The 24,654-nt window shown below is 58.7% G+C and carries 19 protein-coding genes; 16 read left to right on the top strand and 3 right to left on the bottom strand.

Annotation, left to right across the window (positions count from 1 at the left end):
* The 12 genes from P9M14_08620 to hemL all read left to right on the top strand — a co-directional run.
* The coding region (locus P9M14_08620) for a sulfite exporter TauE/SafE family protein (GenBank protein MDP8255799.1) at window positions 1-695 on the top strand (695 nt) is incomplete at its 5' end.
* A 241-nt stretch (window positions 696-936) separates the two neighbouring features.
* Window positions 937-1,737 (top strand): cytochrome c biogenesis protein CcsA, encoded by an 801-nt coding sequence (gene ccsA, locus P9M14_08615; protein ID MDP8255798.1) that lies wholly within the window; start codon window positions 937-939, stop codon window positions 1,735-1,737.
* A gap of 4 nt (window positions 1,738-1,741) precedes the next feature.
* Complete coding sequence (hemA, locus tag P9M14_08610) at window positions 1,742-3,625, top strand: glutamyl-tRNA reductase (protein ID MDP8255797.1); 1,884 nt, start codon at window positions 1,742-1,744, stop codon at window positions 3,623-3,625.
* Entirely contained in the window at window positions 3,622-4,578 is a 957-nt protein-coding gene (hemC, locus tag P9M14_08605) for a hydroxymethylbilane synthase (protein MDP8255796.1), read from the top strand. Before hemA ends, hemC begins: the two co-directional genes overlap by 4 nt.
* Entirely contained in the window at window positions 4,565-5,140 is a 576-nt protein-coding gene (locus P9M14_08600; GenBank protein ID MDP8255795.1) for a TetR/AcrR family transcriptional regulator, read from the top strand. Before hemC ends, P9M14_08600 begins: the two co-directional genes overlap by 14 nt.
* Window positions 5,137-6,672, top strand: coding sequence for a uroporphyrinogen-III C-methyltransferase (cobA, locus tag P9M14_08595; GenBank protein ID MDP8255794.1), 1,536 nt, complete (start codon window positions 5,137-5,139; stop codon window positions 6,670-6,672). Before P9M14_08600 ends, cobA begins: the two co-directional genes overlap by 4 nt.
* Window positions 6,672-7,859, top strand: coding sequence for a 12,18-didecarboxysiroheme deacetylase (gene ahbC, locus P9M14_08590; protein ID MDP8255793.1), 1,188 nt, complete (start codon window positions 6,672-6,674; stop codon window positions 7,857-7,859). Before cobA ends, ahbC begins: the two co-directional genes overlap by 1 nt.
* Window positions 7,860-7,861: 2 nt before the next feature.
* On the top strand, window positions 7,862-8,332 hold the full coding sequence (locus P9M14_08585) for an AsnC family transcriptional regulator (GenBank protein ID MDP8255792.1): 471 nt from the start codon (window positions 7,862-7,864) through the stop codon (window positions 8,330-8,332).
* A complete protein-coding gene (locus tag P9M14_08580; GenBank protein ID MDP8255791.1) occupies window positions 8,319-8,795 on the top strand; it encodes a hypothetical protein in 477 nt (158 codons plus the stop codon). Before P9M14_08585 ends, P9M14_08580 begins: the two co-directional genes overlap by 14 nt.
* A complete protein-coding gene (hemB, locus tag P9M14_08575) occupies window positions 8,796-9,776 on the top strand; it encodes a porphobilinogen synthase (protein MDP8255790.1) in 981 nt (326 codons plus the stop codon).
* The gene (ahbD, locus tag P9M14_08570; GenBank protein MDP8255789.1) at window positions 9,773-10,849 is read left to right on the top strand and encodes a heme b synthase; all 1,077 of its coding nucleotides are present in this window, start codon (window positions 9,773-9,775) and stop codon (window positions 10,847-10,849) included. The genes hemB and ahbD overlap by 4 nt, the downstream gene beginning before the upstream one ends.
* Window positions 10,846-12,120 carry a glutamate-1-semialdehyde 2,1-aminomutase gene (gene hemL, locus P9M14_08565; protein MDP8255788.1) on the top strand — a complete coding sequence of 425 codons (1,275 nt, stop codon included), beginning with the start codon at window positions 10,846-10,848 and terminating at the stop codon, window positions 12,118-12,120. Before ahbD ends, hemL begins: the two co-directional genes overlap by 4 nt.
* 435 nt (window positions 12,121-12,555) lie before the next feature.
* Here hemL and P9M14_08560 read toward each other — a convergent pair whose 3' ends face one another.
* From P9M14_08560 to P9M14_08550, 3 genes are all read right to left on the bottom strand, one after another.
* Entirely contained in the window at window positions 12,556-14,784 is a 2,229-nt protein-coding gene (locus P9M14_08560; protein ID MDP8255787.1) for a hypothetical protein, read from the bottom strand.
* Window positions 14,785-14,887: 103 nt separating this feature from the next.
* Window positions 14,888-17,599 (bottom strand): pyruvate formate lyase family protein, encoded by a 2,712-nt coding sequence (locus P9M14_08555; protein ID MDP8255786.1) that lies wholly within the window; start codon window positions 17,597-17,599, stop codon window positions 14,888-14,890.
* A gap of 679 nt (window positions 17,600-18,278) precedes the next feature.
* Window positions 18,279-18,905, bottom strand: coding sequence for a TetR/AcrR family transcriptional regulator (locus P9M14_08550; protein ID MDP8255785.1), 627 nt, complete (start codon window positions 18,903-18,905; stop codon window positions 18,279-18,281).
* A 350-nt stretch (window positions 18,906-19,255) separates the two neighbouring features.
* Here P9M14_08550 and P9M14_08545 point away from each other — a divergent pair, with 350 nt between their 5' ends.
* From P9M14_08545 to P9M14_08530, 4 genes are all read left to right on the top strand, one after another.
* Window positions 19,256-20,833, top strand: coding sequence for a hypothetical protein (locus P9M14_08545; GenBank protein MDP8255784.1), 1,578 nt, complete (start codon window positions 19,256-19,258; stop codon window positions 20,831-20,833).
* 12 nt (window positions 20,834-20,845) lie between these two features.
* On the top strand, window positions 20,846-21,793 hold the full coding sequence (locus tag P9M14_08540) for a glycosyltransferase family 2 protein (protein MDP8255783.1): 948 nt from the start codon (window positions 20,846-20,848) through the stop codon (window positions 21,791-21,793).
* Window positions 21,790-22,542 carry a GNAT family N-acetyltransferase gene (locus P9M14_08535; GenBank protein MDP8255782.1) on the top strand — a complete coding sequence of 251 codons (753 nt, stop codon included), beginning with the start codon at window positions 21,790-21,792 and terminating at the stop codon, window positions 22,540-22,542. The genes P9M14_08540 and P9M14_08535 overlap by 4 nt, the downstream gene beginning before the upstream one ends.
* Before the next feature lie 770 nt (window positions 22,543-23,312).
* A complete protein-coding gene (locus P9M14_08530; GenBank protein MDP8255781.1) occupies window positions 23,313-24,365 on the top strand; it encodes an SUMF1/EgtB/PvdO family nonheme iron enzyme in 1,053 nt (350 codons plus the stop codon).
* Window positions 24,366-24,654: the final 289 nt, after the last annotated feature.

The raw sequence follows: 24,654 nt of genomic DNA, 5'->3' as shown, positions 1-24,654 counted from the left end.
TGCTCGCGGGGTTACCCATGCACGAGGCAGCGACAACGGGCCAGTTCGTACTCTTTGCAACAGCGGCGGCAGCAACGCTTATTTTTAAAAAAGGGAAAATCCTCTCCGTGCCGCTTGCATTGTTTCTCGCCGCTTTAACGGCAAGCATGGCGTTTACCGGTGGTTTTCTGGCTCACCTTTTCAGCGGCAGAGAATTGAAAATCGTTTTTTCGATTTTATTGGCCTTTGCAGGGACAGCTATGTTTTTCACGGTAGAGGAAAACAAAAAGAAGCCGAATTCGAGGCGGGGATACTGGAATTTAAAAACAGGCAAGGAGCTTTTTGTCATAAATCTGTGGTTGGCTGTGCCCCTTGCAATGGCTACAGGCTTTTTTGCGGGGATGGTCGGTGTTTCGGGAGGATCATTTCTAGTCCCACTGATGGTAATAGCATGCGGCGTACCAATGCGCATCGCGGTAGGAACAGCTTCAGCAATGGTAGCAGCAACCGCATTTGCTGGTTTCATGGGGCATGCCTTACATGGAAGCTTCAATCCTACTTGGGCTATACCAATTGCCGGAATAACGATTTTTGGCGGTATTTTAGGAGGCAAAATCGCTCTTAAATCAAAACCAAAATATCTCAAATTGCTTTTTGCCGTCACTACGCTCATTGCGGCCGTACTCATGCTGGTAAATGCGAGTGTCGCCAAGTGATTTGTATCGTTATCCTAGCTTGGCAAACCCATATCCACGGCGCTGGTCTTCCCAGAGCACCGGGGGTTCGCGGTGCGTGAGCTTGGACAGAGATAACCTGTCGCTCGCCAAAACTCGTCCGCCAATGAAATCAACATGTTCTCAGGGCCAGAGCGCGCACTTGACTTTTGAGCCACAGTCATTATTTTGTACCGACCAGTCAGTTTAATTACGATCGGCACTGACGATGATGCATGAAGTTTTGGCTTTCGTTGTTCTGGGGCTCTACGGCCTGACGACGTTGCTCTACCTGCTGCGTTTTTTCAGGCCCGAATACGCCCTGGGCCGTTACGGCGCGCTGGCCCTGCGCCTAACGCTGTTCGTGCACCTGGCGTTCATTCTGTTGGCCTGGAACCACCTGGGCCGACTGCCGCTGCACAACCGCTTCGAGATGCTTTCGCTGGTGATCTTCTGCTACTCCTCTCTTTATTTGATACTGGAGTGGCGCACCGAGCAGCGCGAGGTGGGAGGCTTTGTACTGGCTTTGGCCACGGTGTTCTTCGGCGTTTCGCTGTTCGCGCTGGGTCAGCCCGCGGCCGCGGACCAGACCCTGCATGGGCCGGTGTTCACGATTCACGTGCTGGCCTTGACCCTGGCCTATGCCGGGCTGTTTCTCGGCTTCCTGTTCAGCGTGCTGTACATGCTCCAGCACTACGAGATCAAGCAGCGCAGGCTCGGCGTGTTCTACCAGCGCCTGCCGTCCCTGGGCATGCTCGCGACCATGTCCAATCACGCCAACTCCGTGGGCTGGACCTTCCTGACCGTGGGCATTATCGCCGGCAGCATTTGGGCCAAGCAGGTTTGGGACATCAACATTTTCTTCGATCCCAAGCCGGCGGCCACGCTGATCGTCTGGCTGCTGTATTTAGTTAACCTGCTGCTGCGCCTGGCGCCCACCTGGACGCACAAGCGATCGGCGCAACTGACGCTGTTCTCGTTTTGCAGCCTGTTGTTCGCCTATGGGCTGCTGACCTTCCTGGCCTCGTCCAGCCACAGTTTTTAGAGCGATGAGCAGGACCTACCCCATCCAGTTGATGATCGAGGGACGGTCTTGCCTGGTGGTGGGCGGCGGTGAGGTGGCGGCGCGCAAGGCCGAGGCGCTGCTCGAGGCCCGGGCCGAGGTCCGCGTGGCAGCTCCGCGCCTGATGCCCGCAATGCAGAAGCTGGTGGACGCGGGCCTGGTCAGCTACATCGCCGGGAAGTTCGACCCGGCCCAGCTCGACGATGTGGCGCTGGTGATCGCGGCCACGGACGACCAGTCGGTCAACCGCGCCGTGCACCGGCACACCTCGCAACGCGGGCTGCTGGTCAACGTGGTGGACCAGCCCGAGCTGTGCAGCTTCATCGTGCCCGCGGTGGTGCGCCGCGGCGAGTTGTGCATCGCGATCTCCACCGGCGGTGCCGGACCGGCCCTGGCCAAGCGTCTGCGCCGCGAGCTCGAGCAGCAGTTCGGCGAGGAGTACGCCGAGTACCTGGAGATCATCGCAGCCTGCCGCGACCACGCGCGCCAACGCTATCCCCACGATGTCCAGGCGCGGATGGAGGCCGGACGGCGTGTGGCGCAGCTCGAGCTGCTGCCGCTGATCAGCAACGGCGAGCGCGAGCGGGCCGATGCGGGAGGCGATGGCGTGCGTGTAGCTCTGGTGGGCGCCAACCATCGTTGCTCGAGCCTGGGAGTCCGCGAGCAGTTGGCTTTCCCGTCCCCGCGACTGGGCGACGCACTGCGCGCGCTGCACGCCTGCGACGAGATCGCCGAGTGCCTGATCCTCTCCACCTGCAACCGCACCGAGCTGCTGGCCGCGTTCAAGCCCGAACTTTTCAATGCGCAGCGGCTGTCCAGCTTTCTGGCCGAGCAAAGCGGGCTCGCGCAGCTGCAGGTGTGCGATTCGACCTACACCTACCTCAACGGCCAGGCCGTGTCGCACCTGTTCGAGGTGGCCTCGGGTCTGGACTCGATGGTGCTCGGCGAAACCCAGATCTTGGGCCAGCTTAAGGACGCCTACCGCGCCGCAGTCGAGGCGCAGACCACCGGGCCGCTGCTGAACAAGCTGATGCACATCACCTTCCGCGTTGCCAAGCGCGTGCGTAGCGAGACCGGCATCGGCCGCGGCTCGCTGTCGGTCAGCCAGGTGGCCTGCGACTTGGCGGCCAAGATCTTTTTGCACCTCGAACAATGCCGGGTGCTGCTGATCGGCGCGGGCGAGAACGCAGAGCTGGCCGCGCGCATCCTGCGCGACCGTGGTGTCCAACGACTGACGATCCTCAACCGTACCCTGCAGCGCGCCCAGGAGTTGGCTAATCGCCTCGACGCCGAAGCAGGAGACCTGCAACAGCTCGACGCTGCGCTTTGCGAAACGGACATCGTGATCAGCAGCACCGGTTCGCCGCAGCCGTTGCTCGGTTGCGAGCAGATCGCCCGGGCGAGCGCCAAGCGCCGCCGGCCGCTGTTTCTGATCGACATGGCGGTGCCGCGCGACATTGAGCCTGGCGTTGAGAGCATCGAGGGCGTGTTCCTCTACGACATCGACGACCTGGGCAGGCAGGTCGAGGCCAACCTCGCCACGCGCAAAGATGAGCGCCGCCACGCCATGCAGTTGATCGCCTCGGACACCGAACGCTTCGCCCAGTGGCACATGCAGTTCAAGGTCACGCCGACAATCAAACAGCTACAGCAGACCCTGGAGAGCATTCGTATGGACGAGCTGGAGAAGATCGGCGCACAGCTCAGTCCCGAGGTGATGGAGCTGGTGGATGGAACCACGCGCCGGATGACCAAGCGCATGTTGGCGCACCCGATCCTGCATGTGAAAAACGCGGCGCGCCAGCCCAACGCGGCCAAGCTGATCCAACTCGTGCGCGAGATCATGGGCCTGCCCGAGGAGCATTCATGACGCGGCTGATCGTCGGCACTCGCGGCAGCGCGCTGGCGCGATGCCAGACCGAAATGTGCATCGAGGCCCTGCTGCGGCTGCGGCCGGAGCTGGAGATCGAGCGCAGGATTATCAGCACCACCGGCGACCAATTGCTCGACCATCCGCTGACCAAGATCGACGACAAGGGTCTGTTCACGCGGCAGATCGAGAAGGCGCTGCTGTGTGGCGAGATCGACCTGGCCGTGCATAGCCTCAAGGACCTGCCCACGGAGCCAACGCCCGACCTGGTTTTGGCCGCGATCATGGAGCGCGAGGACCCGCGCGACATGCTGGTCAGTCCCCGAGGCCTCGGCCCCGACGGCCTGCCCCCGGATGTGCGCATCGGCACGGGCAGCCCGCGTCGACGGGCGCAAATTAGGCTGCTGCGGCCGGACTGCCGCTGCCTGGAGATTCGCGGCAACGTCGAAACGCGGCTACGCAAGCTAGAGCAGTCCGGCGAATACGACGCCCTGGTGCTGGCCGCCGCGGGCGTGCGGCGACTGGGCCTGCTCGACGAGCGCATGCTGCCGCTGAGCTTCGAGCAGATGCTGCCTGCGCCGGGCCAGGGCGCGATGGCCGTGCAGTGCCGCGAAAACGACCGACGCCTGCGCGAGCTGCTGGCGTTGCTCGATCATCGTCTCACGCGCCTGGCCGTGGAGGCGGAGCGTGCGCTGCTGGAGTTCACCGAAGGCGGCTGCCACGTGCCCCTGGGCGCGCACTGCAGGGTGACGGAGAACGCATTGGAGCTGCAGGGGTTGATCGCGACCCCGGAGGGCGACCTGGTGCTGCGCCGCAGCGCGATCGGATCGTCCGACGATCCGCGGGAGCTGGGCCGACGCCTGGGACGCGAGCTGTTGGCGCTGGACGAGGACGGCCGGATTGCGGCGGCTCTGCGGCCCGAGCGCTGTGGAGATGAGCGTGGGCAACGCTAGGCTCGAGCGCCGGGAGGGCATCCTCGACGCGACGATCAGGCTGTTCGCCGAGCGCGACTTCCACTCGGTGCAGATGGACGAGATCGCGCGTAGCGCGGGCGTTGCCAAGGGCACGCTTTACTACAACTTCAATTCCAAGCTCGAGCTGTACCACGCGGCCCTGACCTTTCGCCTCGACCGCCTGGTGCGGCTGCTCGAACAGACCTACTCCGAGCGCAACGAGCCCTGGCGCAACCTGCGCAGCTACCTGATCCACTGGCAGGCGTTCATGGTGCGCAACCCGGACTTCTATCGAATGTGGCGCGCGGGCAAAGGCCGGCTCGAGGACGAGTCGCTGCAACGCCTGCAACAACGGCTGTTCGAGTTGCTGTGCTCGGTGCTGCGCCAGGGAAGCCGGGCCGGAGCCTTCGGCGAGCTGTGCGAACAGCAAACCGCGTCGCTGATCCTGGGCATGCTCGGGGCGCTGGTGGAACGGCAGATCGCGGGGAACGGGGAGGTCGAAGGCCCGGAGCCGATCCTCGAGCTGCTGCAAAACGGACTGGGACGAGGAGCGCAAAGATGATCAAAGCGGGGACCGTCTATCTGGTGGGCGCGGGTCCGGGCGACCCGGGACTGCTGACCCTGCGCGGTAAGCAGGTGCTGGCCGCGGCCGACGCCGTGGTCTACGACAACTTGGCCAACGACGCACTGCTGGCGTACGCCCGGCCTGACGCGCGGCTGATCTACGTGGGCAAACGCGCGGGCCAACACAGCCTGCGGCAGGATCAGATCAACCCGCTGCTGGTCGAGCTGGCGCGTTCGGGCAGCAGCGTCTGCCGCCTCAAGGGCGGCGACCCGTTCGTGTTTGGCCGCGGCGGCGAAGAGGCGTTGGCTCTGGCCGAGGCCGGGTTGGACTTTGAGGTGGTGCCAGGGATCAGCGCGGCTGTTGCGGTTCCCGCCTACGCCGGGATCCCGGTGACCCACAGGGGCCTTGCATCCACTTTCGCCGCAATCACAGGCCACGAGGACCCAACAAAGGAAAGCTCCGACATCGATTGGGCCCGGATCGCAACAGGCGTCGGAACGCTGGTGTTTTTCATGGGCGTGCGCAACCTGGAAAGGATCTGCGCCGCGCTTATGGAAAACGGCCGAAAGCCCCACACGCCTGCTGCGCTTATCCGCTGGGGAACCATGCCGGACCAACAGACGGTGACCGGCACGCTTGAGACCATCGTCGACGCCGCCCGCAAAGCCGACATCAAGCCCCCGGCGCTTTTTGTTGTGGGCGAGGTCGTGGCCCTGCGCGAAAAGCTAGCATGGTTTGAAAACCGGCCGCTTTTCGGAGCAACCGCCGTTGTCACAAGGGCAAGGGCCCAGGCCTCGGGCCTTGCGGCAACCCTTTCCGGGCTGGGCGCAAAGGTGATCGAGTTTCCCGCTATTCGTATCGAGCCGCCTGAAAACGGCGAGCCTTTGGCCGGCGCAGCATCAAGGCTTCACACCTACGACTGGGTGGTGTTCACATCGATAAACGGCGTTTTGGCAATTAGCGGCGCGCTTTCGGACTTGGGCCTTGACGCAAGGGCTTTTGGTTCGGCGAAGATATGCGCCATAGGACCGGCCACCGCCGACGCGCTTTTGGGCATCGGTATTCGGGCCGACCTTGTGCCCGAGCGCTACGTGGCCGAGTCGGTGGCAAAAGCGCTTATCGCAGCCGGGCCGATCAAGGGCAAACGGGTGCTTTTACCAAGGGCCGACCTTGCCCGGGAGGCCCTTGCCGATGCGCTTTTGCACGCCGGGGCGATTGTGGACGAGGTCTGCGCCTACAGGACAGTTCCGGAACAAGGAGAGCCCGACGCCATAGCGCGAATCATGGACGCAAAAGAGCCGATCATCACCTTTGCAAGCTCATCGACGGTGAGAAACTTCGCAGCCTTTGCCGGCGATGAGGTCATGGCCGAGCTTTTGGGCCGGGCGCTTTTCGCATCCATCGGCCCTGTCACCAGCAAGACCATGAAAGACCATGGCATCCCGATTCACATAGAGGCGAAAACCTACACAATCCCCGGCCTGATCGAGGCGATCCTGGATCACCTCGCCGGCGGAAAGGTCCTTTGATGATAGGAATCAGCAAGCTTTATTGCGGCACAGTGGAGCCTTCGGACGCGCTTCGCTACGGCCGCCGGTCCGATAAGCTGCCAAGCGAGCTCTTGCAATTCTCCGCCGACAAAAAGCCGGTGGTGGTCTGGAACTGCACCCGTCGCTGCAACCTCAACTGCGTTCACTGCTATTCCCGATCCGCCGACACCAACTACGGCGGCGAGCTTACCACCACCGAAGGCAGGGCCATGATCGACGACCTGGCCGCGTTCGGCGCTCCGGTGCTGCTTTTTTCAGGCGGCGAGCCGCTGATGCGTCCGGACGTCTTCGAGCTTGCCGAGTACGCGGTGTCAAAGGGAATGCGGGCAGTATTGTCCACCAACGGCACGTTGATAGACGAGCCCACGGCCAAGCGTCTGAAAAACATCGGGCTTTCGTATGTCGGCATTAGCCTGGACGGGATGGAAGAGGTCAACGACAAATTCCGGGGTAAAAAAGGCGCGTTCGCATCGGCCATGGCCGGTATCGAAAACAGCAGCAACGCCGGGCTCAAGGTCGGGCTACGGTTTACCATCAACAGGAAAAACGCCGATCAGATATCATTGATATTCGATTTGGTCGAAAAGCGGGAAATCCCCAGGGTCTGCTTTTACCACCTGGTCTACTCCGGCCGCGGGTCCGACCTTGTGAAAGAGGACCTGGACCATGCTCAGACCAGGACGGCGGTGGATCTGATCATGGACAGAACCGCCGCTTTGCACAAATCCGGCAGGCTCACAGAGGTGCTCACCGTGGACAATCACGCCGACGGCGTCCACCTGTACAACAGGCTGCGCCGCGAAAATCCCGAGCGGGCAAAAAAGGTTCTGGAGCTTTTGCAATACAACGAGGGCAACAGCACAGGCCGCGGCATCGGGTGCGTAAGCTGGAACGGCAGCGTTCACCCGGACCAGTTCTGGCGCAACCACGTTTTGGGAAATGTGCGCAAACGTCCCTTTTCCGAGATCTGGACAGATTCTGAAAACGAGTTTTTGATGAAGCTCAAAGACAAGCGACCTCACCTTACTGGCCGGTGCAAAAACTGCCGGTGGATCAACGTGTGCGGGGGCAACTTCAGAGCCCGGGCCGAGGCTGTGACCGGAGACCCGTGGGCCGACGATCCGGCATGCTATTTGACCGATGACGAGATTGCGCCAGTGGAGTGACAATGGACGCGCTGGACCGGGCCATCGTTGAGATGATTCAGACCGATTTTCCGATCTGCGTATCTCCGTACGCCGAGATCGGGCGGCGCGTGGGCAGTGATGAATCAGAGGTGATCCGCCGTCTTGGCGCGCTCAAAGAGCGCCAAATCATCCGTAGGATCGGCGCGCTTTTCGATCCGCGAAAGCTCGGGTACGTATCGACCCTGGTCGCAGCAAGGGTTTCGCCCGATCTGTTGGAAGAAACCACGGATGCGATCAACGAATACAACGGCGTGACCCACAACTACCTACGCGATGCAAGCTACAACGTCTGGTTCACGCTGATCGCAAAGGGCGATTCGGCCCGCGCCAAGATACTTGCAAGGATCGCAAAGCTTCCCGGCGTTCTGGTTCTTCACAGCCTGCCCGCCGAGCGGTTTTACAAACTTAAGGTCGATTTTAAAACCCTTGAGAGCGCTGATGACGCAAGCTGAGCGCATCAAGATCATAAGGTTTATACAGGGCGATCTGCCGCTTGAGCCCCGGCCTTATTCAAAGCTTGCGAAGATTATGGGATTGTCCGAGGAGGATATCGTATCCGAGATCGCCACGATGAAGGCCGAGGGTGTTATGCGCCGTTTCGGCATGGCGGTCCGCCATAAAAATCTGGGCTATCTTGCCAACGGCATGGCCGCTTTCGACGTGGCCGATGACAGGGTCGATGCGGTCGCTTCGATCATGACCAAAAGGCGCGAGGTGAGCCACTGCTACTTGCGGCCCAGGATTATCGACTGGCCTTACAACCTTTACGCGATGATACACGGTCGGACCCGCGATGAGGTTTTGGCCGTGGCCGAAAAGATCGCAAATCAGACGGGCGAAACACGATACGAGGTTTTGTTTTCAATAAAAGAGCTAAAGCGCACCAGCATGCGCTATTTTTCGGAGGACGATTAGATGCCATTTCCAGTCGAGCGGCTGCGACGGCTTCGGATCAGCGAGAACATAAGGCGGATGGTGCGCCAGACCCGCATAAGCTGCGACAACCTTGTCATGCCGCTTTTCGTTCGGCCGGGCAGGGGTATAAGCGAGCCCATTGGGGCCATGCCCGGATGCTTTCGGATGTCGGTGGACCTGATCGCCGCCGAATGCGAAAAGATCCAATCGCTCGACATCCCGGCTGTGATCCTGTTCGGCATCCCCGAGTCCAAGGACGATAACGGCTCGGGCGCATGGGACGATAACGGGATCGTGCAAAGCGCGGTGCGGGCCATCAAGAAAGCCGTGCCCTACCTGACCGTGATTACCGACGTGTGCCTTTGCGAGTACACCAGCCACGGGCATTGCGGCGTGATCGAGCAAAACGCCGTTGACAACGACGCGACGTTGCCGTTGCTGGCCCGGACAGCGCTGAGTCATGCGGATGCGGGAGCGGACATTGTGGCGCCTTCGGACATGATGGACGGCCGGGTGGGCGTGATACGAGAGGCGCTGGACGACGCTGGGTTTGTGGACAAGGCGATCATGGCTTATTCGGCCAAGTACTGCTCATCGTTTTACGGCCCGTTTCGAGAGGCCGCTGATTCGGCCCCGGCGTTCGGGGACCGGCGGTCCTACCAGATGGACCCGGCCAACCTGGACGAGGCGATAAGGGAAATCTCCCTTGACATCGACGAGGGAGCCGACATCGTCATGGTCAAACCGGCGCTGCCGTATCTCGACGTGATCCGCCGCGCAGCCGACGAGTTCGAGCTGCCCATCGCCGCGTACAACGTGTCAGGCGAGTTTGCCATGATAAAGGCCGCAGCCGAGCGGGGCTGGCTGGACGGCGAGCGGGCCATGATGGAGTCTTTGATATCGATCCGCAGAGCCGGCGCGCAGATTATCCTCACCTACTTCGCCATGGAGGCTGCGGCCCTGATCCGGGGCGGCCGTTGAAAGAACACGATGCTTTCATCCCGCGGCTGATCGCATGGGAGGTGACCCGCTCGTGCGTGCTGGAATGCATGCACTGCCGCGCCGCCGCCTGCAAGGGCCCTTATGCGGGCGAACTCGACACGGATCAGATCAAGGCGGTGATGGACGACATCGCATCGTTTGCAAAGCCGATCATCATCCTGACCGGCGGCGAGCCGATGCTGCGAGACGACATTCTCGAAATCACCCGTTACGGCGCATCGCTGGGCCTTCGGATGGTCATGGCCCCTTGCGGGATGCTTCTGACCGAGAAAAAGGCAAAGGAGTTCAAAGACGCCGGGATACAGCGCATCTCAATCAGCCTCGACGGTCCCGACGCCAAAAGCCACGACGCTTTTCGCGGGGTTGTGGGCGCATTTGACGGGGCCATGACCGCGATCGAAAACGCGAAAAAGGTGGGCCTTGAGTTTCAGATCAACACCACGGTGAGCAAGGTAAACCTGGACCGGCTTCCCGAGATCCTCGATCTTTCGGTCAGCCTTGGCGCTGTGGCGTTTCACCCGTTTTTGCTGGTGCCCACAGGCAGGGGCAAACAGATGGCCGACCTTGCCATCACCCCGGAGCAGTACGAGGAAACGCTCGTATGGATCTACGAAAGGCGGGGCGATCTGCCGCTGAATTTCAAGCCGACCTGCGCGCCCCATTACTACCGGATTTTTCGCCAAAAAGAGCGCGCCGCGGGCCGCAGCGTCACGGTCGAGACCCATGGCATGGACGCCATGAGCAAAGGCTGCATGGGCGGGCTTAGCTTCGCGTTCATATCCCACGTGGGCAAGGTGCAGATGTGCGGGTTTGCGGAAGAGGAGGCAGGTGACCTGCTTCAAAGCGGCTTGTCGTTTAAGAAGATCTGGCGGGAAAGCGAGTTTTTTCTCAAATTGCGTGACTGGGAAAATTACAAGGGCAAGTGTGGCTATTGCGAGTTTCGCAAGGTCTGCGGCGGTTGTCGCGCAAGGGCATTTGCCGCCACAGGCGATTATTTCGCCGAAGAGCCGTATTGCGTTTATGAGCCGAAAAAGCGCCGGGAGGGTAGATGAGACGGGACAGTTCTAAAAAGATGTTCGACATGGCGCAAAAGGTGCTGGTGGGCGGGGTCAACTCGCCTGTGCGCGCCTTTCGCTCGGTGGGCGGCGAGCCTGTGTTTTTCGCATCGGCAAAAGGCGCTGTCATGCGCGATGTCGATGGCAACGACTACGTCGATTACGTGGGCTCATGGGGCCCGATGATCCTGGGCCACTCCCGGCCCGAGGTGACCAGGGCGCTTTTGGAAAGCGTCGAAAAGGGCACCAGCTTCGGTGCGCCCGGTGAGATGGAGCACCTGCTCGGCGCGCTTGTTTGTGAGCGTGTGAATTCCGTCGAAAAGATCCGGTTCGTCAACTCGGGCACCGAGGCGACCATGGGCGCTTTGCGGCTTGCCAGAGGCTTCACGGGCAGGGCCAAGGCGATCAAGTTCGAAGGCTGCTACCACGGCCACGGCGATTCGTTTTTGATAAAAGCCGGGTCGGGCGCGCTGACATTTGGCGAGCCCGATTCGTCCGGCGTGACCGCGGGCGTAGCAAAAGACACCCTGACAGCCCAGTTCAACGACCTCGAATCGGTGATGGCGCTTGCGGACAACAACCCGGGCGAGATCGCCGCCGTCATTGTTGAGCCTGTTGCCGGAAATATGGGCGTTATCGGGCCGCGGCCCGGGTTTTTACAGGGGCTGCGCGAGCTTTGCGACCGAGACGGGATCGTGCTTATCTTCGATGAGGTGATGACAGGCTTTCGGGTCGGGCCCGGCTCGGCCCAGGGGCTTTTCGGCGTGACGCCGGACCTTACCTGCATGGGCAAGGTGATCGGCGGCGGGCTGCCTGTGGGCGCTTTTGGCGGAAAAGCCGAAATCATGGACAACTTGAGCCCTTTGGGACCCGTCTACCAGGCGGGCACGCTGTCGGGTAACCCGCTGGCCATGGCCGCCGGATACGCCACGCTCAGCCTGCTCACCCAAGATGTCTACGACGCGCTGGAAAGCTATGGGGCGAGGCTTGAGGCGGGCCTGATTGAAAGAGCAAAAAATGCGGGCGTGCCGGTTGCGATCAACCGGGTAGGGTCGATGATGACAATGTTTTTCACAACGTCCAGGGTGTTCGATTTCGCCTCGGCCAAGACCACGGACACAGCCCGCTTCGGTGCGTTTTTCAACGCCATGCTAAACGCAGGCGTCTATCTGCCGCCGTCGGCCTTTGAGGCCTGGTTCATAAGCGCGGCCCACGTCGACGCCGAGCTTGAAAAGACCCTTGACGCGGCAAAAGCGGCGTTCGCTTAGGCCGGATCGAGCTTATGGATGGTCGCTCCCGGCTGTCGCTCGCCAAAACTCGTCCGTCAATGAAATCGCTATGTTAGCAGCCTGCCAGCAGTGGCGTATGTTTGGCCACATTAAAGCTCGCAATCTGTTAAAAACTGACCTGTCAGGCTACCAACGTGTTGAATCCATCGATTAACGAGTTTTGGCGAGCGACAGCGCTCCGCTTCCGGTTGTTTTAAGGCGAGTCAACGAAAAGAACATCACAGAAATCCATGCCGAAATCGCAGAGGCAAAGACCCTAAATGTGAACGGCGCCAGGGACTATGTCTTGGGGACCAATTTCAGTCGTTGGCTGATGCATATCACTCTGTCGTTGCCCAGATCGATTCGGCTGTTGGGCTGGAAAGTTCTTTTGCGAAACCCTTTGCGAGTAAAGAAGACGATGGTAGCCGCGCTTTACTCCAGAGTCAGGGGATAGACCCAAGGCGCGTCGAAGAATGAAATGACCCCAGCCACGATGCTGTCGCCCGCCGCGATCCATTCGAAGTGTACTGCCACAGCGCCGGTCGGCACGGCGGTGGTCTTGCTGTATTGGAACCATTCGGGAATGTTGACCGGACCCAGCTCATCGCTTTGCAAGAGTTCGCCCGAATCGCCCAGGAACGAAAGCCGTAAAACAGCGTTTGAGCGCGGATTCCATGTGCGTAGGTACGAACCCCATTGCAAGGCGAGCTTGCCTGCGGCGATCCGATCGGCATAGGTGGTGAGGGGAATAACCTGTGAAACCGTCTTTGCCTCCGGTGCTACCAAAAACGCGCCGAGCCAGTAATCGCCTGTGGCCGTGTTGACGTTGACGTTGGATCGGATGGGGATGAAATGATCTTTTGCCAGGATGACACCGGCGGGAATATTCCAGTAAGCCCGGCCGTCCTCAAACAGCGGATTGGCCACCAGGTTGCCTCCGACCAGCTCGTGCGGTTTATCCAGGGTCACGACTGACAAGTGCAGGGCATCGAAGGATGTCGAGTTGAAGGTCAGAGGCATTTCGCCGGCCACAGCCCGTAGAATGATCTTGGCAAAACGGGTTCCGGGCGGAATCGTATCCGTCACCCGCCAGGGTTGCCAATACATCACGTCGAACCGTCTCCCCGAAATGTGTTTGAGAAGATTGCCCTGTTCGTCGAGCAGTTCCACAACCCCTTCGCCTTCGTCATGGGGAAGCAGGATATTGGATGTGCCGCCTTCCTCAATTCGGTATCCCGTGGCCGAGGCTCCTCCAAAAACCAGCAGACCGTGACCAGCATCGATGACCTCGGCAAAATCCGCCAAGGGGACCATCTGCTCGGCCCGCCCTTGGAGCGTGGCCAATGATCCGCAGAAATAACTGTCACCGGCCAGGGGAAGCACGTGATTGAACCCGGAAGACGGCTCCATACCATCCAAGGTCCAGCCGGGTTCGCCCAGCTCCGCACCGGGGTTCTCCACGAGATTTTCGTAAAGCGGAAAGGAAAGCTCCAAGATTTGAGTGGTCTGGGCGCCGTCGAGATCAACGGCAGAAAGGACGCGGGCGGTCAGCTCGATGCCGGTGGGCAATGCGTGAGCCGCCACAACCTGAACCAGTGTGCCCTCGCCGATGATCTGCAGGTGTGATAATTCGATCTCAGTGTCTCCGGCATAAAGCTCCACCTGGGCGTCGGCCAGCGGCTTGTCGAAAAGCAGTCCGATCGATTCGGGCCCCAGGCCATAAACCACGTCGAGCAGTAGCGGCGGTACGAAGCCGACCGTGTCCGGGAAAAAGACGCTGGTGGTCTGCGGCTTGTGGTCCGAGCGGTTGGGCGTCAGGTGAATGATCTCGCCGTCCACAGCGCAGCCGCCGGAAGATTTGTTGAAATAGGTGTTGTCGATCAACTGCTGGCCTTCCGCGCCGTAGAACATCACAGCCGGCCAGGTCGTTCTACACGACGGGCAAACGCCCAGGGACGCCCAGGTATCGGCCAGGCACTCATCCAGAATCCGGGCCTGGGTGGAGCCCAATTCCTCGTTCCAGTCGCCCATCAGCAGGATGCGCTCGACCGGATCGAGGGCCAGATAGTCGTCGACCAATTCGCGGTTTTGCAGATCGCCGACATCATCCCAATTCACATGCACGCCGTAAACGGAAACCTCCCGGCCTTTGATCTCGACTGTTGCGTGCAGAAAACGCCCCCAGCCCGCGACCGCGTATTCGTGCCGTTGGGGATCGATCAGCGGCGTGGCCGACATCAGGGATTGCTCTTCAGCGTAGAAGAAGTACATGCTCAGTTCCTCGGCTATCGGCTGAGCATATTCCTCGGGGCATTCCTGCAAGGAAAACATATCAAACGGGCCGTAAGCAGCGAGGGCCCGGCCGATTTCCTCGGGCGATCCCTCTTTGCCGCCGTGGATATTGAAATTGCCGGTGACGATTGTGATGCCCTCCCTTGGCTGGGCTGGGCAGGAATAGCGTTTCCACTGCAATGGATCAACCGCGGCGATAAAGGGAAAGGAATCGTCGTCATCGTCATTGGAGTCGTCGTCGCCGGAGTCATTATTATCGTCGTTTCCAGAATCGTCTTGATCCTTGGCGCATCCGAAATTACACGCGGCGCAAGCAATCGCGAGCAGAGCCAGCATCAGAAAAATGGTGCGGCTGGTATTGGAGTTCATCGGTGCCTCCGAAAATTCGAAGATCAATCACTTTGGCGGGTTCGATGTCCTGCGAAACCTCGCCGCGAGCGCATCGAAGGCTACAATAACCGAAATTATTGGTTTAACAATAACAGGTCCGATTAATGATGATCTTCTTCAAATCATCGGAAAGATGATTGAAGTAGGCACAGTAACCAGCGACGCGCACCAGCAGATACGGGTATTTCTCCGGATGATCGTAGGCGTCGAGCAATATCTCACGGTTGATCACGTTGGGCTGGATCTGCATGCCGCCTTTCTTGAAAAAGGTGCTAAATATACTCGAGAGGTTTCGAACCCCATCGGGGCCCTGGAACAATGCCGAGTCGATGGTGAAGGTCACGGTGGTGCCGTTGGGCGCGTACTTAACGTAGTCCACTCCGGCAACCGAGTTCAGCGACGAGAGCAGGTCGCTACTCTGCATGCCGTAGTGGGGCGTGATGCTGTTGGCCAACGGCACACCACTCATCCGACCCGAGGGCAGGGAGGGTGTCTTCTTGCCGTAGACGTCGTTGACGTTCAGTGCGTAGTAGCCCGCCGAGTAGCGGCCGTTGCGCGGGCAACCCGGCACTTGGTCCAGGGCGTTGTTGTAGATCTCCAGGGTGCGGTTGACCCAGTCGACGGCCTCCTGTGAGTCGTCCTGACCGAATTTGGGCACTGCCAGCAGCGCCTCGCGGATCTGTTGGTTTTTCTCGCCAACGAAATCGGCGTCCATGGCCTCGATGATCTCCTCGATCGAGTAGAGCTTTTGCTTGAACACCAGCTGGTCGACGGTGTGCAGCGAGTCGGCCGCGTCGGTGATGCCCACTGCCTGGATTCCGCAGCTGTTGAACTTGGCGCCGCCCTGGTTAACGTCCTTGCCGGTCTCGAGACAGTTACGCGAGAGCGAGGAGGTCAGCGGGGTGGTGAACTGCTCGCTGATCATTTTCTCGATCCGCTGGTGATCGGTTAGAACCGAGGTCGCTAGGCAATTCAGGCGGCGCTGGAAGCGCTCGAGCAGCTCGTCCATGCTCTGCGGCGGGTTGATCTTTTTGGCCCGCGCCTTCTTGTAGACCTTCCGCAGCCGGTTGTAGCGCGAGTTGACGAACTCGGAGACCTTGCCATCGCCGTCGAAGTTGTACTCAACAGCCTTGGTCGTCATCTTCTCCAGCCGATTGGGAAGGTCGAAGTGCCACAGGTCGTCCTCTTGCCCCTTGAGCGCCTGGAGCATGGGCAGCACCACGTTCATGTTGGCGCAGTCGGTGTTGCCGTAGTGGTCGTCCGAGGCGTTGGGCTCCACGCAGCCGACGATCGCGTAGTTGCGAGCATCCTCGATCGTGGTGTCGTAGTGCCGTTGCAGGGTCTCGAGATACAGCTCGTCGTTGTACAACGCGGGCATGGGTGAGCCGTTGATGTAGACCTCGGCTAGCCGGTCGAGGTACTTCTGCGGACTGTCCGGGTGGATGCGGGCGGTCATGTTCACCGCGTAGGGTTGCAACTCGCAGATGTCGAGCAGGGCGTAGGTCAGGTCGTTGGTGGCGTCCTTGCCATCGCGACCCAGGCCGCCGGCGGTCACGGTCTGGTCTGTGGACATGGTCTCGAACAGTCGGCCCACGCGTAGGTAAGTGTCGCCGTCGTTGACCAGGAAGGCCTCGTCCATCTTGAGGATAAACAGCGCCAGCAGCTCCTTGGCCCGTTCGTAGTCGATGATGCCGGCCGCTTTGTCGCGCTCGTAGTAGGGGTTGAGGATCTGATCCAGGCGTCCGGGGGAAACGGCGTTCTCAAAAGACTCGATGCACAATGCGATGTGCAGGAACAGCATGCACTGCAAGGCTTCGTGGTAGGTGCGGGCCGGGTTGCGCGGCACGTGGCGGCAGATGGCGGCCAACTGCTCGAGCTCGGCGCGTCGCCGCTGATCGGGCTCCCGGCGGCTGAGCTCGGAGAGTTTGTCCGCATAGTTCTGGGCCCAGCTCTCCAGGGAACGCAGGGCGATGATCAGGGCGTCGTAGAAGTCCTGGTCGTTCTCCGGGTGTTCCCGGCGCTTGATTTCGACCTGTTCGATCAGACCGCTGGTCCCCAACTCGAGAAGCCGCTCGTAGTTGACTATGAAGTGCGCGATCCCGGCCAAGTTGTTGTTAAAGCCCGTATTCATTTCCGAGGCCCGCGCAAAGTACTGGGCGTAGCCGTTAAACGAATCAAAGGCGTGAGTAAGCAGGCCGTGCTTGAGCCAGAAGGGCAAGATGTCCTTGTAGAAATCGATCTTGTCTTCCCGCGAGCACTTGAAGGGGATCGGATCCTGGCGGTCGATATGGTGCAGGATCATGCCGAAGACAGCGCCCGAATATTCCTCCCAGGGCTGCGAGCCGCGGCGCTTAGAGGTGAAGTTGCCGACCAGCAGTTCTTGGGGATAGATAAGTACTTCTTTTTTGCACAACACATAATCCAGGCGCTCGGCGCGATGCACTGGGTTGGGTTTGTCAAAGCCGTTGCGCTTGTAGTACTCGGTCTTGAGTCGGGCAACCTCAAAGCATAGCTCGTAGTCGCTTTCCCTGATCGCATTTTGTATATCGTAAACGCGTTGGGGGAAAACGGCCTGGTGCCTTGACGAATCAAGGTCAAGGCATGCGGCTTTGATGCCTTTTTTCTTGAAAAGCTCCACTGCTTTTTTAACGGAAGCCAAGGCCTGATCGTTTGTAATATTGAGCGTCTCCAGCTCCAGGCCCAGTTGCTTGGCCTTGTCCTCGTACATGTTGTGGTATTTCAGCAGCTCTATCGAGCGATGGCTCACCGACTTCAAATATTTGGCAGCGGCCATGATATCGCGCTGGCTATCGTTGTAGCCCGGCACCATCACCATGCGGAATTTGACGTTGGCTTTCAGATCGATCAGATTCTTGATATTGCTGCGGATTAATCTGGTGTTTTGTTTTGTGTATTTCTTATGCAGTATTTCATCACCGACAAGCTTCAGGTCAACCAGGAACAGATCGATGTATGGAGCCAGCTTTGCGACATTTTTCCATGGCACGTGGAGGGATGTCTCAACCGCAACGTGTATTTTCTCTTTTTTCAATAATTTCAACAGAGAAATCAGGGCAGCGGGATCCTGCAGCAACGGGTCGCCACCGCTCAGAGTTACGCCGCCGCCTGTTTTTAAGTAATAATCTTTATCCCGCAAGACGATTTTTGCGATCTCGGGGATCGAATAATCGTTGTCAAGCGCTATATCAGGGTTCAATGAAAACGACTCGGGATTTTGGCACCACAGGCATCGCAAAGCGCACCCCTGGAAGAAAATTGTTGTTCGAATGCCCGGGCCGTCATGGACGCACGTGCGCTGTATTGTCAGGACCCTGAGCTTGTTTTTGCCAAGGCCTTGTTTTTTATTTGCTGGATGACCGGAGACGCTTTGCTTTAAAGGATGCTGGCCCTGTACGGACATCTTATTTAACTCCGTCTAAAACATGGTGGATCACGCAGTGCATCACTACGCCTCAGGCCCCAAAACCTAAGAAGGCGAAATCCACCAGCTCGGTTATCAGTTTGTGGATATCCACGGCGTTGTGCTCGTCGTTGAGCCACATTGTCATGTGGCGCAGTCCCATGCCCACAATGGCCTGGGAGACGATGGCCGTGTTGCAGGGCCGGGCGAAGCCCTGGGAAACGGCGTGGTCCAGATAAAAGGCCGCAAGGCCGGCAAGCTGGTCGTAAAGATCGTTGGTGCGCTGCTCGAACTCTCGATCGACGGTGGGAGCTTCCCGCAGCAGCAGGGCCAGCTTGCGATTCTTTTCCGCCAGGACCGCCATGGCCATCACAGCGTTCATGCTGGCATCGCGGTACTCATCGGCATTGGAGGGTAGGTTGACTGTCATGAACTCGAACTGGCTCAGCAGCATTTGGCCAAACCGGTCCATGATGGCGTCGATCAGGTCGCGCTTGCTTTTAAAGTGACGATAGAAGGTGCCCTGACCAACGCCTGCTCGAGCAACAATGTCGGAAATGAGGCTGCGATGATAACCCTTGTCGTAGAACACATCGATGGCAGCGTTAAGCAGATCCTGGCGTGTGTTCTCCTTGCGGTCGTAATCACGCTGTTGTCTTAAAGGAGAAACCATGGCCATACTCCTGCCAATCTAGCTAGAGCCTATGCCAAACGGACGGACCAGTCAATTCCGTTTCTCGCGCCCATTCTATTTAAATTGGTGGCTCAAAAGCAGAAAATTATCGCCCGAGCCCAGGGCTAGCCTAAATCAACAGGCAGGATGATCAACCTCTTGGCTGGGACCGACTCGGTTGTAACGGCCAAACACGGAAGGTCGACCTTGTGTCTGATCGCTGTGGACCATCAGGGCGTACCTCCCAATTACCACGCCATGGCCGATCCAAGTCAGTGATATCGGCGGCTTTGGTTGACTTCTCCTGATGTGAAAGCTATTAAATCCCTACTGTGAGTATTTAATCGGAGAACTTATTGACGAACGAACGGAAGCCTCGATCCGTGGATCGCCGGATCGCACTGCTGATATTTGTGCTGTGCTGGCTGTCGTTCGTCTATTTTTTCAACGGCGGGTCGTGGTGCGTCAACGGCTATGTCGACCTGACCCGGGCGATTGTCGAGCAGGGGACGCTGAGGCTGGACGACTATCGCGCCAACACCGGCGATTGGGCGGTTTCCGGCGGGCATTATTACCTGGCGAAATACCCTGGGCCCTCGATGCTCGCGGTGCCGTTTTACTTCGTCTACGACGCGCTGTTCCCCCATGCGTTCGATACGTTTGTCGGAGCCCAGGCTGCCGTGCACATGACCACGGCGTTTACCGTCTCGCTACTCGCCGCTTTCGCATTCGCATTGTTCTACCTTTGGGCGCGACGCTTCGGCCCGCCCCTTGCGGCTCTGGCCGCTACGCTGTGCATCAGCCTGGGCAGCGTGGCCTTCGGCTACTCCTCGTTACTCAATCCGCACATGATCGTCGCCTCGTGCTATATGATCGCCGCATATTGCCTGTGGCGAGCGGCCGACCGCAGAGCGAGCGGTCATAGCTCGCCTACGATGATGTTGATCACCGGCTTTGCCCTGGGCTACGCGGTGTTCTGCGAGCCCAACGCGGTGTTCGGGCTGCTGACATTCTGCGGACTGCTGCTGTATTTCCGCCTCGGCCTGCGTAACTGGACGCTGTTCATTCTCGGCGGGCTGCCGTTGGCCGCGGCGTTGGCAGCCTATAACATCGGTACCTTCGGCAGCGTATTTTCCGACGTCTACTCGATCCACGACGACCCGGCCATGTCGGTGAACCCGATCTTTGTTCCGGACCAGAAGATGCTGATGGGAGTTTTGCAGCGGCCCTCGTTGGAGGTTCTGTACAAGATCACCTTCCATCCGATCCGGGGATTGTTCTGGGGCAGCCCGGTGATGATCCTCTCGCTGCTCGGGATTTATTTTTTTGGCAGGGACAAACGGACGCGGCCCCTGGTCGTGGCGTGCGTAGCGATTATTTGCAGTTACCTGCTGTTCAACTCCTCGTACCTCTACTGGCCCGGCGGCTGGACCGTGGGGCCGCGATATCTGATTCCGGCGCTGCCGTTCTTTGGCGTGCTGCTGGTGCCGGCGTTCTCCCGCGGCCGACTGCTGCGGCTGGTCGCCGCGTTCCTGGCCGGACTCTCGATCGGCGTACAGTTGATGATCACGGCGGTCAATCCTAAGGCCCCGCACCTGGAGGCCATCGGCAATCCGCTGTTTGGCTACATCTGGCCGCTGTTTCGCAACGGGCTGGTCTCGACCAACAGCCAGCATCTTAACCAGTACTGGCCCGATATCTTTGCGCTGGCGACCTTCAACGAGCGATGGGCCGCGTACAACCTGGGCGAGCTGGCTGGCTACCGCGGGCCGTGGTCCCTTGTGCCGCTGCTGTTTGTCTGGTTGGCCATCGGCGCTTTGATATACGCGGTTTATAAACGCCCTCGCAGGATGCAGATACGGAACCCCAGGGTGGCTCGGCCAGAGACTGAGCCGCGTCCGTTCGACATTGACACCGACCATCGACTGTCATAAAAGGAACCGGAGATGGAAGCGCAGCCCAGCTACAAGCTCTCGGTAATCATTCCGGTTTACAACTCCGAGCCCTGCCTGGAGGAGCTGTATTCGCGGCTGGTGGAGTCCCTGGGCAAGGTTGCGCGGCTGGACGACTACGAGATCATCATGGTCGACGACGGAAGCCGCGACGGCTCGTGGGATGTTGTGAGTGCTCTAGCACGGCGCGACCCACGCCTGCGCGGTATTCAGCTCTCGCGCAACTACGGCCAGCACAACGCCCTGCTGCGCGGAATCCGCGCCGCTCGCCACGAACTGATAATGACCATTGACGACGATCTGCAGCATCCGCCGGAGAGCATCCCCGAGGTGCTCGACCACTTCACCCCGCAGATCGACGTGCTCTACATTACTCCGGACAAGCAGCAGCACGGCCTGGGCCGCGACCTGGCCTCGTCCATCACCAAGTGGACCTTGCGAAGCTCGATGGGCGTGGACGTTGCCTCTCAGGTCAGCGCCTGGCGCGTGCTGCGCACCAGCCTGCGCGACGCATTTCGCGATTACGAGAACTCGTTCGTGTCGATCGACGTGCTGCTGACCTGGGGCACCACGCGCTTTGCCGCGCTGGCCATGCCCCATGCATCGCGGGCTGCAGGCAAGTCCAACTACTCCGTGCGCAAGCTGATCGTCCACGCGATGAACATGATGACCGGGTTCAGCACCCTGCCGCTACAGCTGGCGAGCCTGATCGGCTTTGGCTTTACACTGTTCGGAGGATGCGTGCTGGCCTACGTGATCGGGCGCTACCTGATTCAGGGGACCAGCGTGCCCGGGTTCCCGTTCTTGGCCTCGATTATTGCTATCTTTTCCGGTGCCCAGCTGTTCGCACTGGGCATCATCGGCGAATACCTCGCGCGCATGCACTTCCGCACCATGGGACGTCCGTCGAGCGTGGTGCGCGAGCACACGGGGCAGGGATGAGCGAGCAGCCCGCGGTATTTTTGTCCCAGGTCGACAGCGAGCGCTTCAGCGTGAGCATTGCCCGCGCCCCGCTGGTAAGCGCTGATAATCTGGACGCTATCCTCGAATTTTGCCGCAGCAACAATGTCGCGATGCTCATCGCCCGCTGCTTGGTGGCGGATCTCGGCATTGCCCAACACATGGAGCGCCTGGGTTTTTCCCTAATGGATACGCTGATCTACTACCGCTCCGACCTGCAGCCGCTCCAGTCCATTAACGGCATTGACAACGGCTCGGACCTCGAGGTGCGGCCCATGGCCCCGGGTGAGGAGCAACAGGTGCGGGAGGTGGCTGCCGCGGCCTTCACAGGATATTGCGGCCATTATCATAGCGATCCGCGCCTTGATCGGGTCAAGTGCGACGAGGGTTACCAGTCCTGGGCCCATAACGCCTGCGTGTCGCACACTGCGGGCGACCAGGTGCTCGTGGCCCTGCGCCAAGGCGTAATCGTCGGCTTTGTGGCCCTGTCGCGCACCCCTGATCAGGGCGGGGAAGTGCGCCTGATCGGCATCAGGCCCGAGGTCCAAGGCAGCGGGATCAGCCGCTCACTGCTGCTGCACAGCATGCAGCTATGCCGCGAGCAGGGGCTGCAACATTTGCTGGCCTCGACCCAACTGATCAACATCAACGCCCAGAAGCTCTGGACCGGCCTGGGGTTCAAGCCGCTACGCGCCTTCTACACCTTCCACAAATGGTTCGACCACCAATAAGTGCCCCGATCGGTAGTTTTCCAAAACAGCATGCTTTTCAGCCGGGTAGGGCGCTTTAGTAAGAAGTTACTTTACATCCGAGATTTGTCAAAAAACCGATGATTAATGAGGCTAAATAAGTGGTTGAAGGCAATAATGTGATAACTTGCTTGAGGTGTTGCATACGAATTGGGATTTCAAAACACAGATTTCGTATAGGTTACGAAGCGCGTATAGTGCTTGTAATTACAGTGTAATCGCGATTTGGCTCCATACGATGTTCATATACTGCTTTCCCCTGCCGCGCAAGTTGCTGATTAATCAGGGTAATCTTGAAACCGCACGCATGCGATAATCTTTCGAAAAAAACCGCGATTTCCCTGTAATTTCACCTAAGTACGATAGGGCTTAGTTGATCGCATAGGTTCTGTTTTCGCAGGTTTACAACTTGCTGTTTTACATGGGAAATAATCGCATGGAAAATTGGGCAAAACATTATGTCAACTACACGACTTCAGGCGCAAATTTCCTTTCGCCGTCCGAGATTTGGATTTCAATGAGCACCTATATATTTTACCAGGGCTGGGGTGACGTGTCAAATTACAACAGACAAAGAGGGTGAAATACAGTGTGATAGCGTAGAGTCTCTACGTTGATTTAGAGTTCTTTTACATGGATTTAAAAAAGTAATACGAAGAAAAATTGGCTAAAACCGAAAAATGTAAATAAACAGCTTGACATTTCATTCTGAGTGTAATTAAAATACGCATAAGCGGGATAAGGGGAATAAAATGAAAATACAAAAACTCGGATGGGCGTTGCTTGCAGCTTTGTTGCTGGTAACCGCGTTATCGGTGACTTGCAGCCTTTTCGGCATGGACACTGAGGACAATAACGACGACGACCAAGGTGATGACGATCAGGACGATGACGACATCGACGACGACGACGATGATGCTGATACAGAACAGGCGCTGATTCCGGCCGGAGTGTTCACCATGGGCTGCGAGCCAACTGATAACAGCTGCGAGGAAGATGAACAGCCTGCACACGACGTGTACGTCTCAGCCTATTACATCGACCTCTACGAAGTGACTAATCAGCAGTATGCTGATTATCTGAATGCCTATAACCCCGAGAATCAATGCAATGAGGAGCAGTATGAGCTCTGCGTTGTTCCGGCCGATTACTTCGGTTGGGAAACCGAGAGGGGTATCAGGCATGAGGTTGACGGTTGGATTGTGGACCCAGGTTGGGAGGAGCGACCCGCGATCGGAGTCAACTGGGACGGAGCCGACTGGTACTGTCGGGCTTACGACATGCGGTTGCCTACAGAGGCGGAGTGGGAGAAGGCGGCGAAGTTCACCATTGACGATGTTGGCAATACATACCAGTTTATCTACCCATGGGGCAACGATTGGCTGAGCAACGCGGCGAATTGGGCACACAATGGAGATCCCTACGAGGGTACTGAGCTATACCCCGATACTACCCCTGTGGGCTTTTTTAACGGGTCGTTGGTCGATGGCTACCAGACGCTCGATGGCCGCAGCCCGCACGGACTGTACGACATGGCGGGCAATGCGGCGGAGTGGGTGTCGGATTGGTGGGATCCTGATTACTACTCCGAGCCTCCTGAAGAGGGCTGGGTCGACCCGCAGGGGCCATCGTCCGGTTGGCGCGACTGGTCGAATCCACACCTGCCGCTGGGTCCATACAAGGTGCTGCGAGGGGGAGCCTACCAGTACAGCGACAAATCCAAATTTCGTGCGACATATAGGTATTGGGATTTTACTAATGCAATGAATTCAACAGCGGGCTTCAGGTGCGTTACTGATCTATAAAAGATAGAACTTAATCTACGTTGTGAACAGGTTAATCGAGGGACACCATACTAATTAAAGTATCTCCTAGCAAAAACTATTAAGATTATGTCCTATAAATCAACGATTTAACATTTTCGGTTCTTAAGCTGGACTCATTCAGAAATAAGTATGATGTCCCCAGATGGTCTTCCCCCGGTTTAGTGGACGGTTCTTTTATGCTGCCATAGCAGCCTGACATTCGAAACGTCTTTCGTATTCGACCGGGCTCAGGTTGCCATTGGTCGAGTGTTTGCGTTTGCCATTGTAG

Origin of the sequence: Candidatus Alcyoniella australis, assembly GCA_030765605.1 — a bacterium.
GTDB classification, from domain to species: Bacteria; Lernaellota; Lernaellaia; order JAVCCG01; family Alcyoniellaceae; genus Alcyoniella; species Alcyoniella australis.
This window is presented reverse-complemented; position numbering and strand designations above follow the sequence as displayed.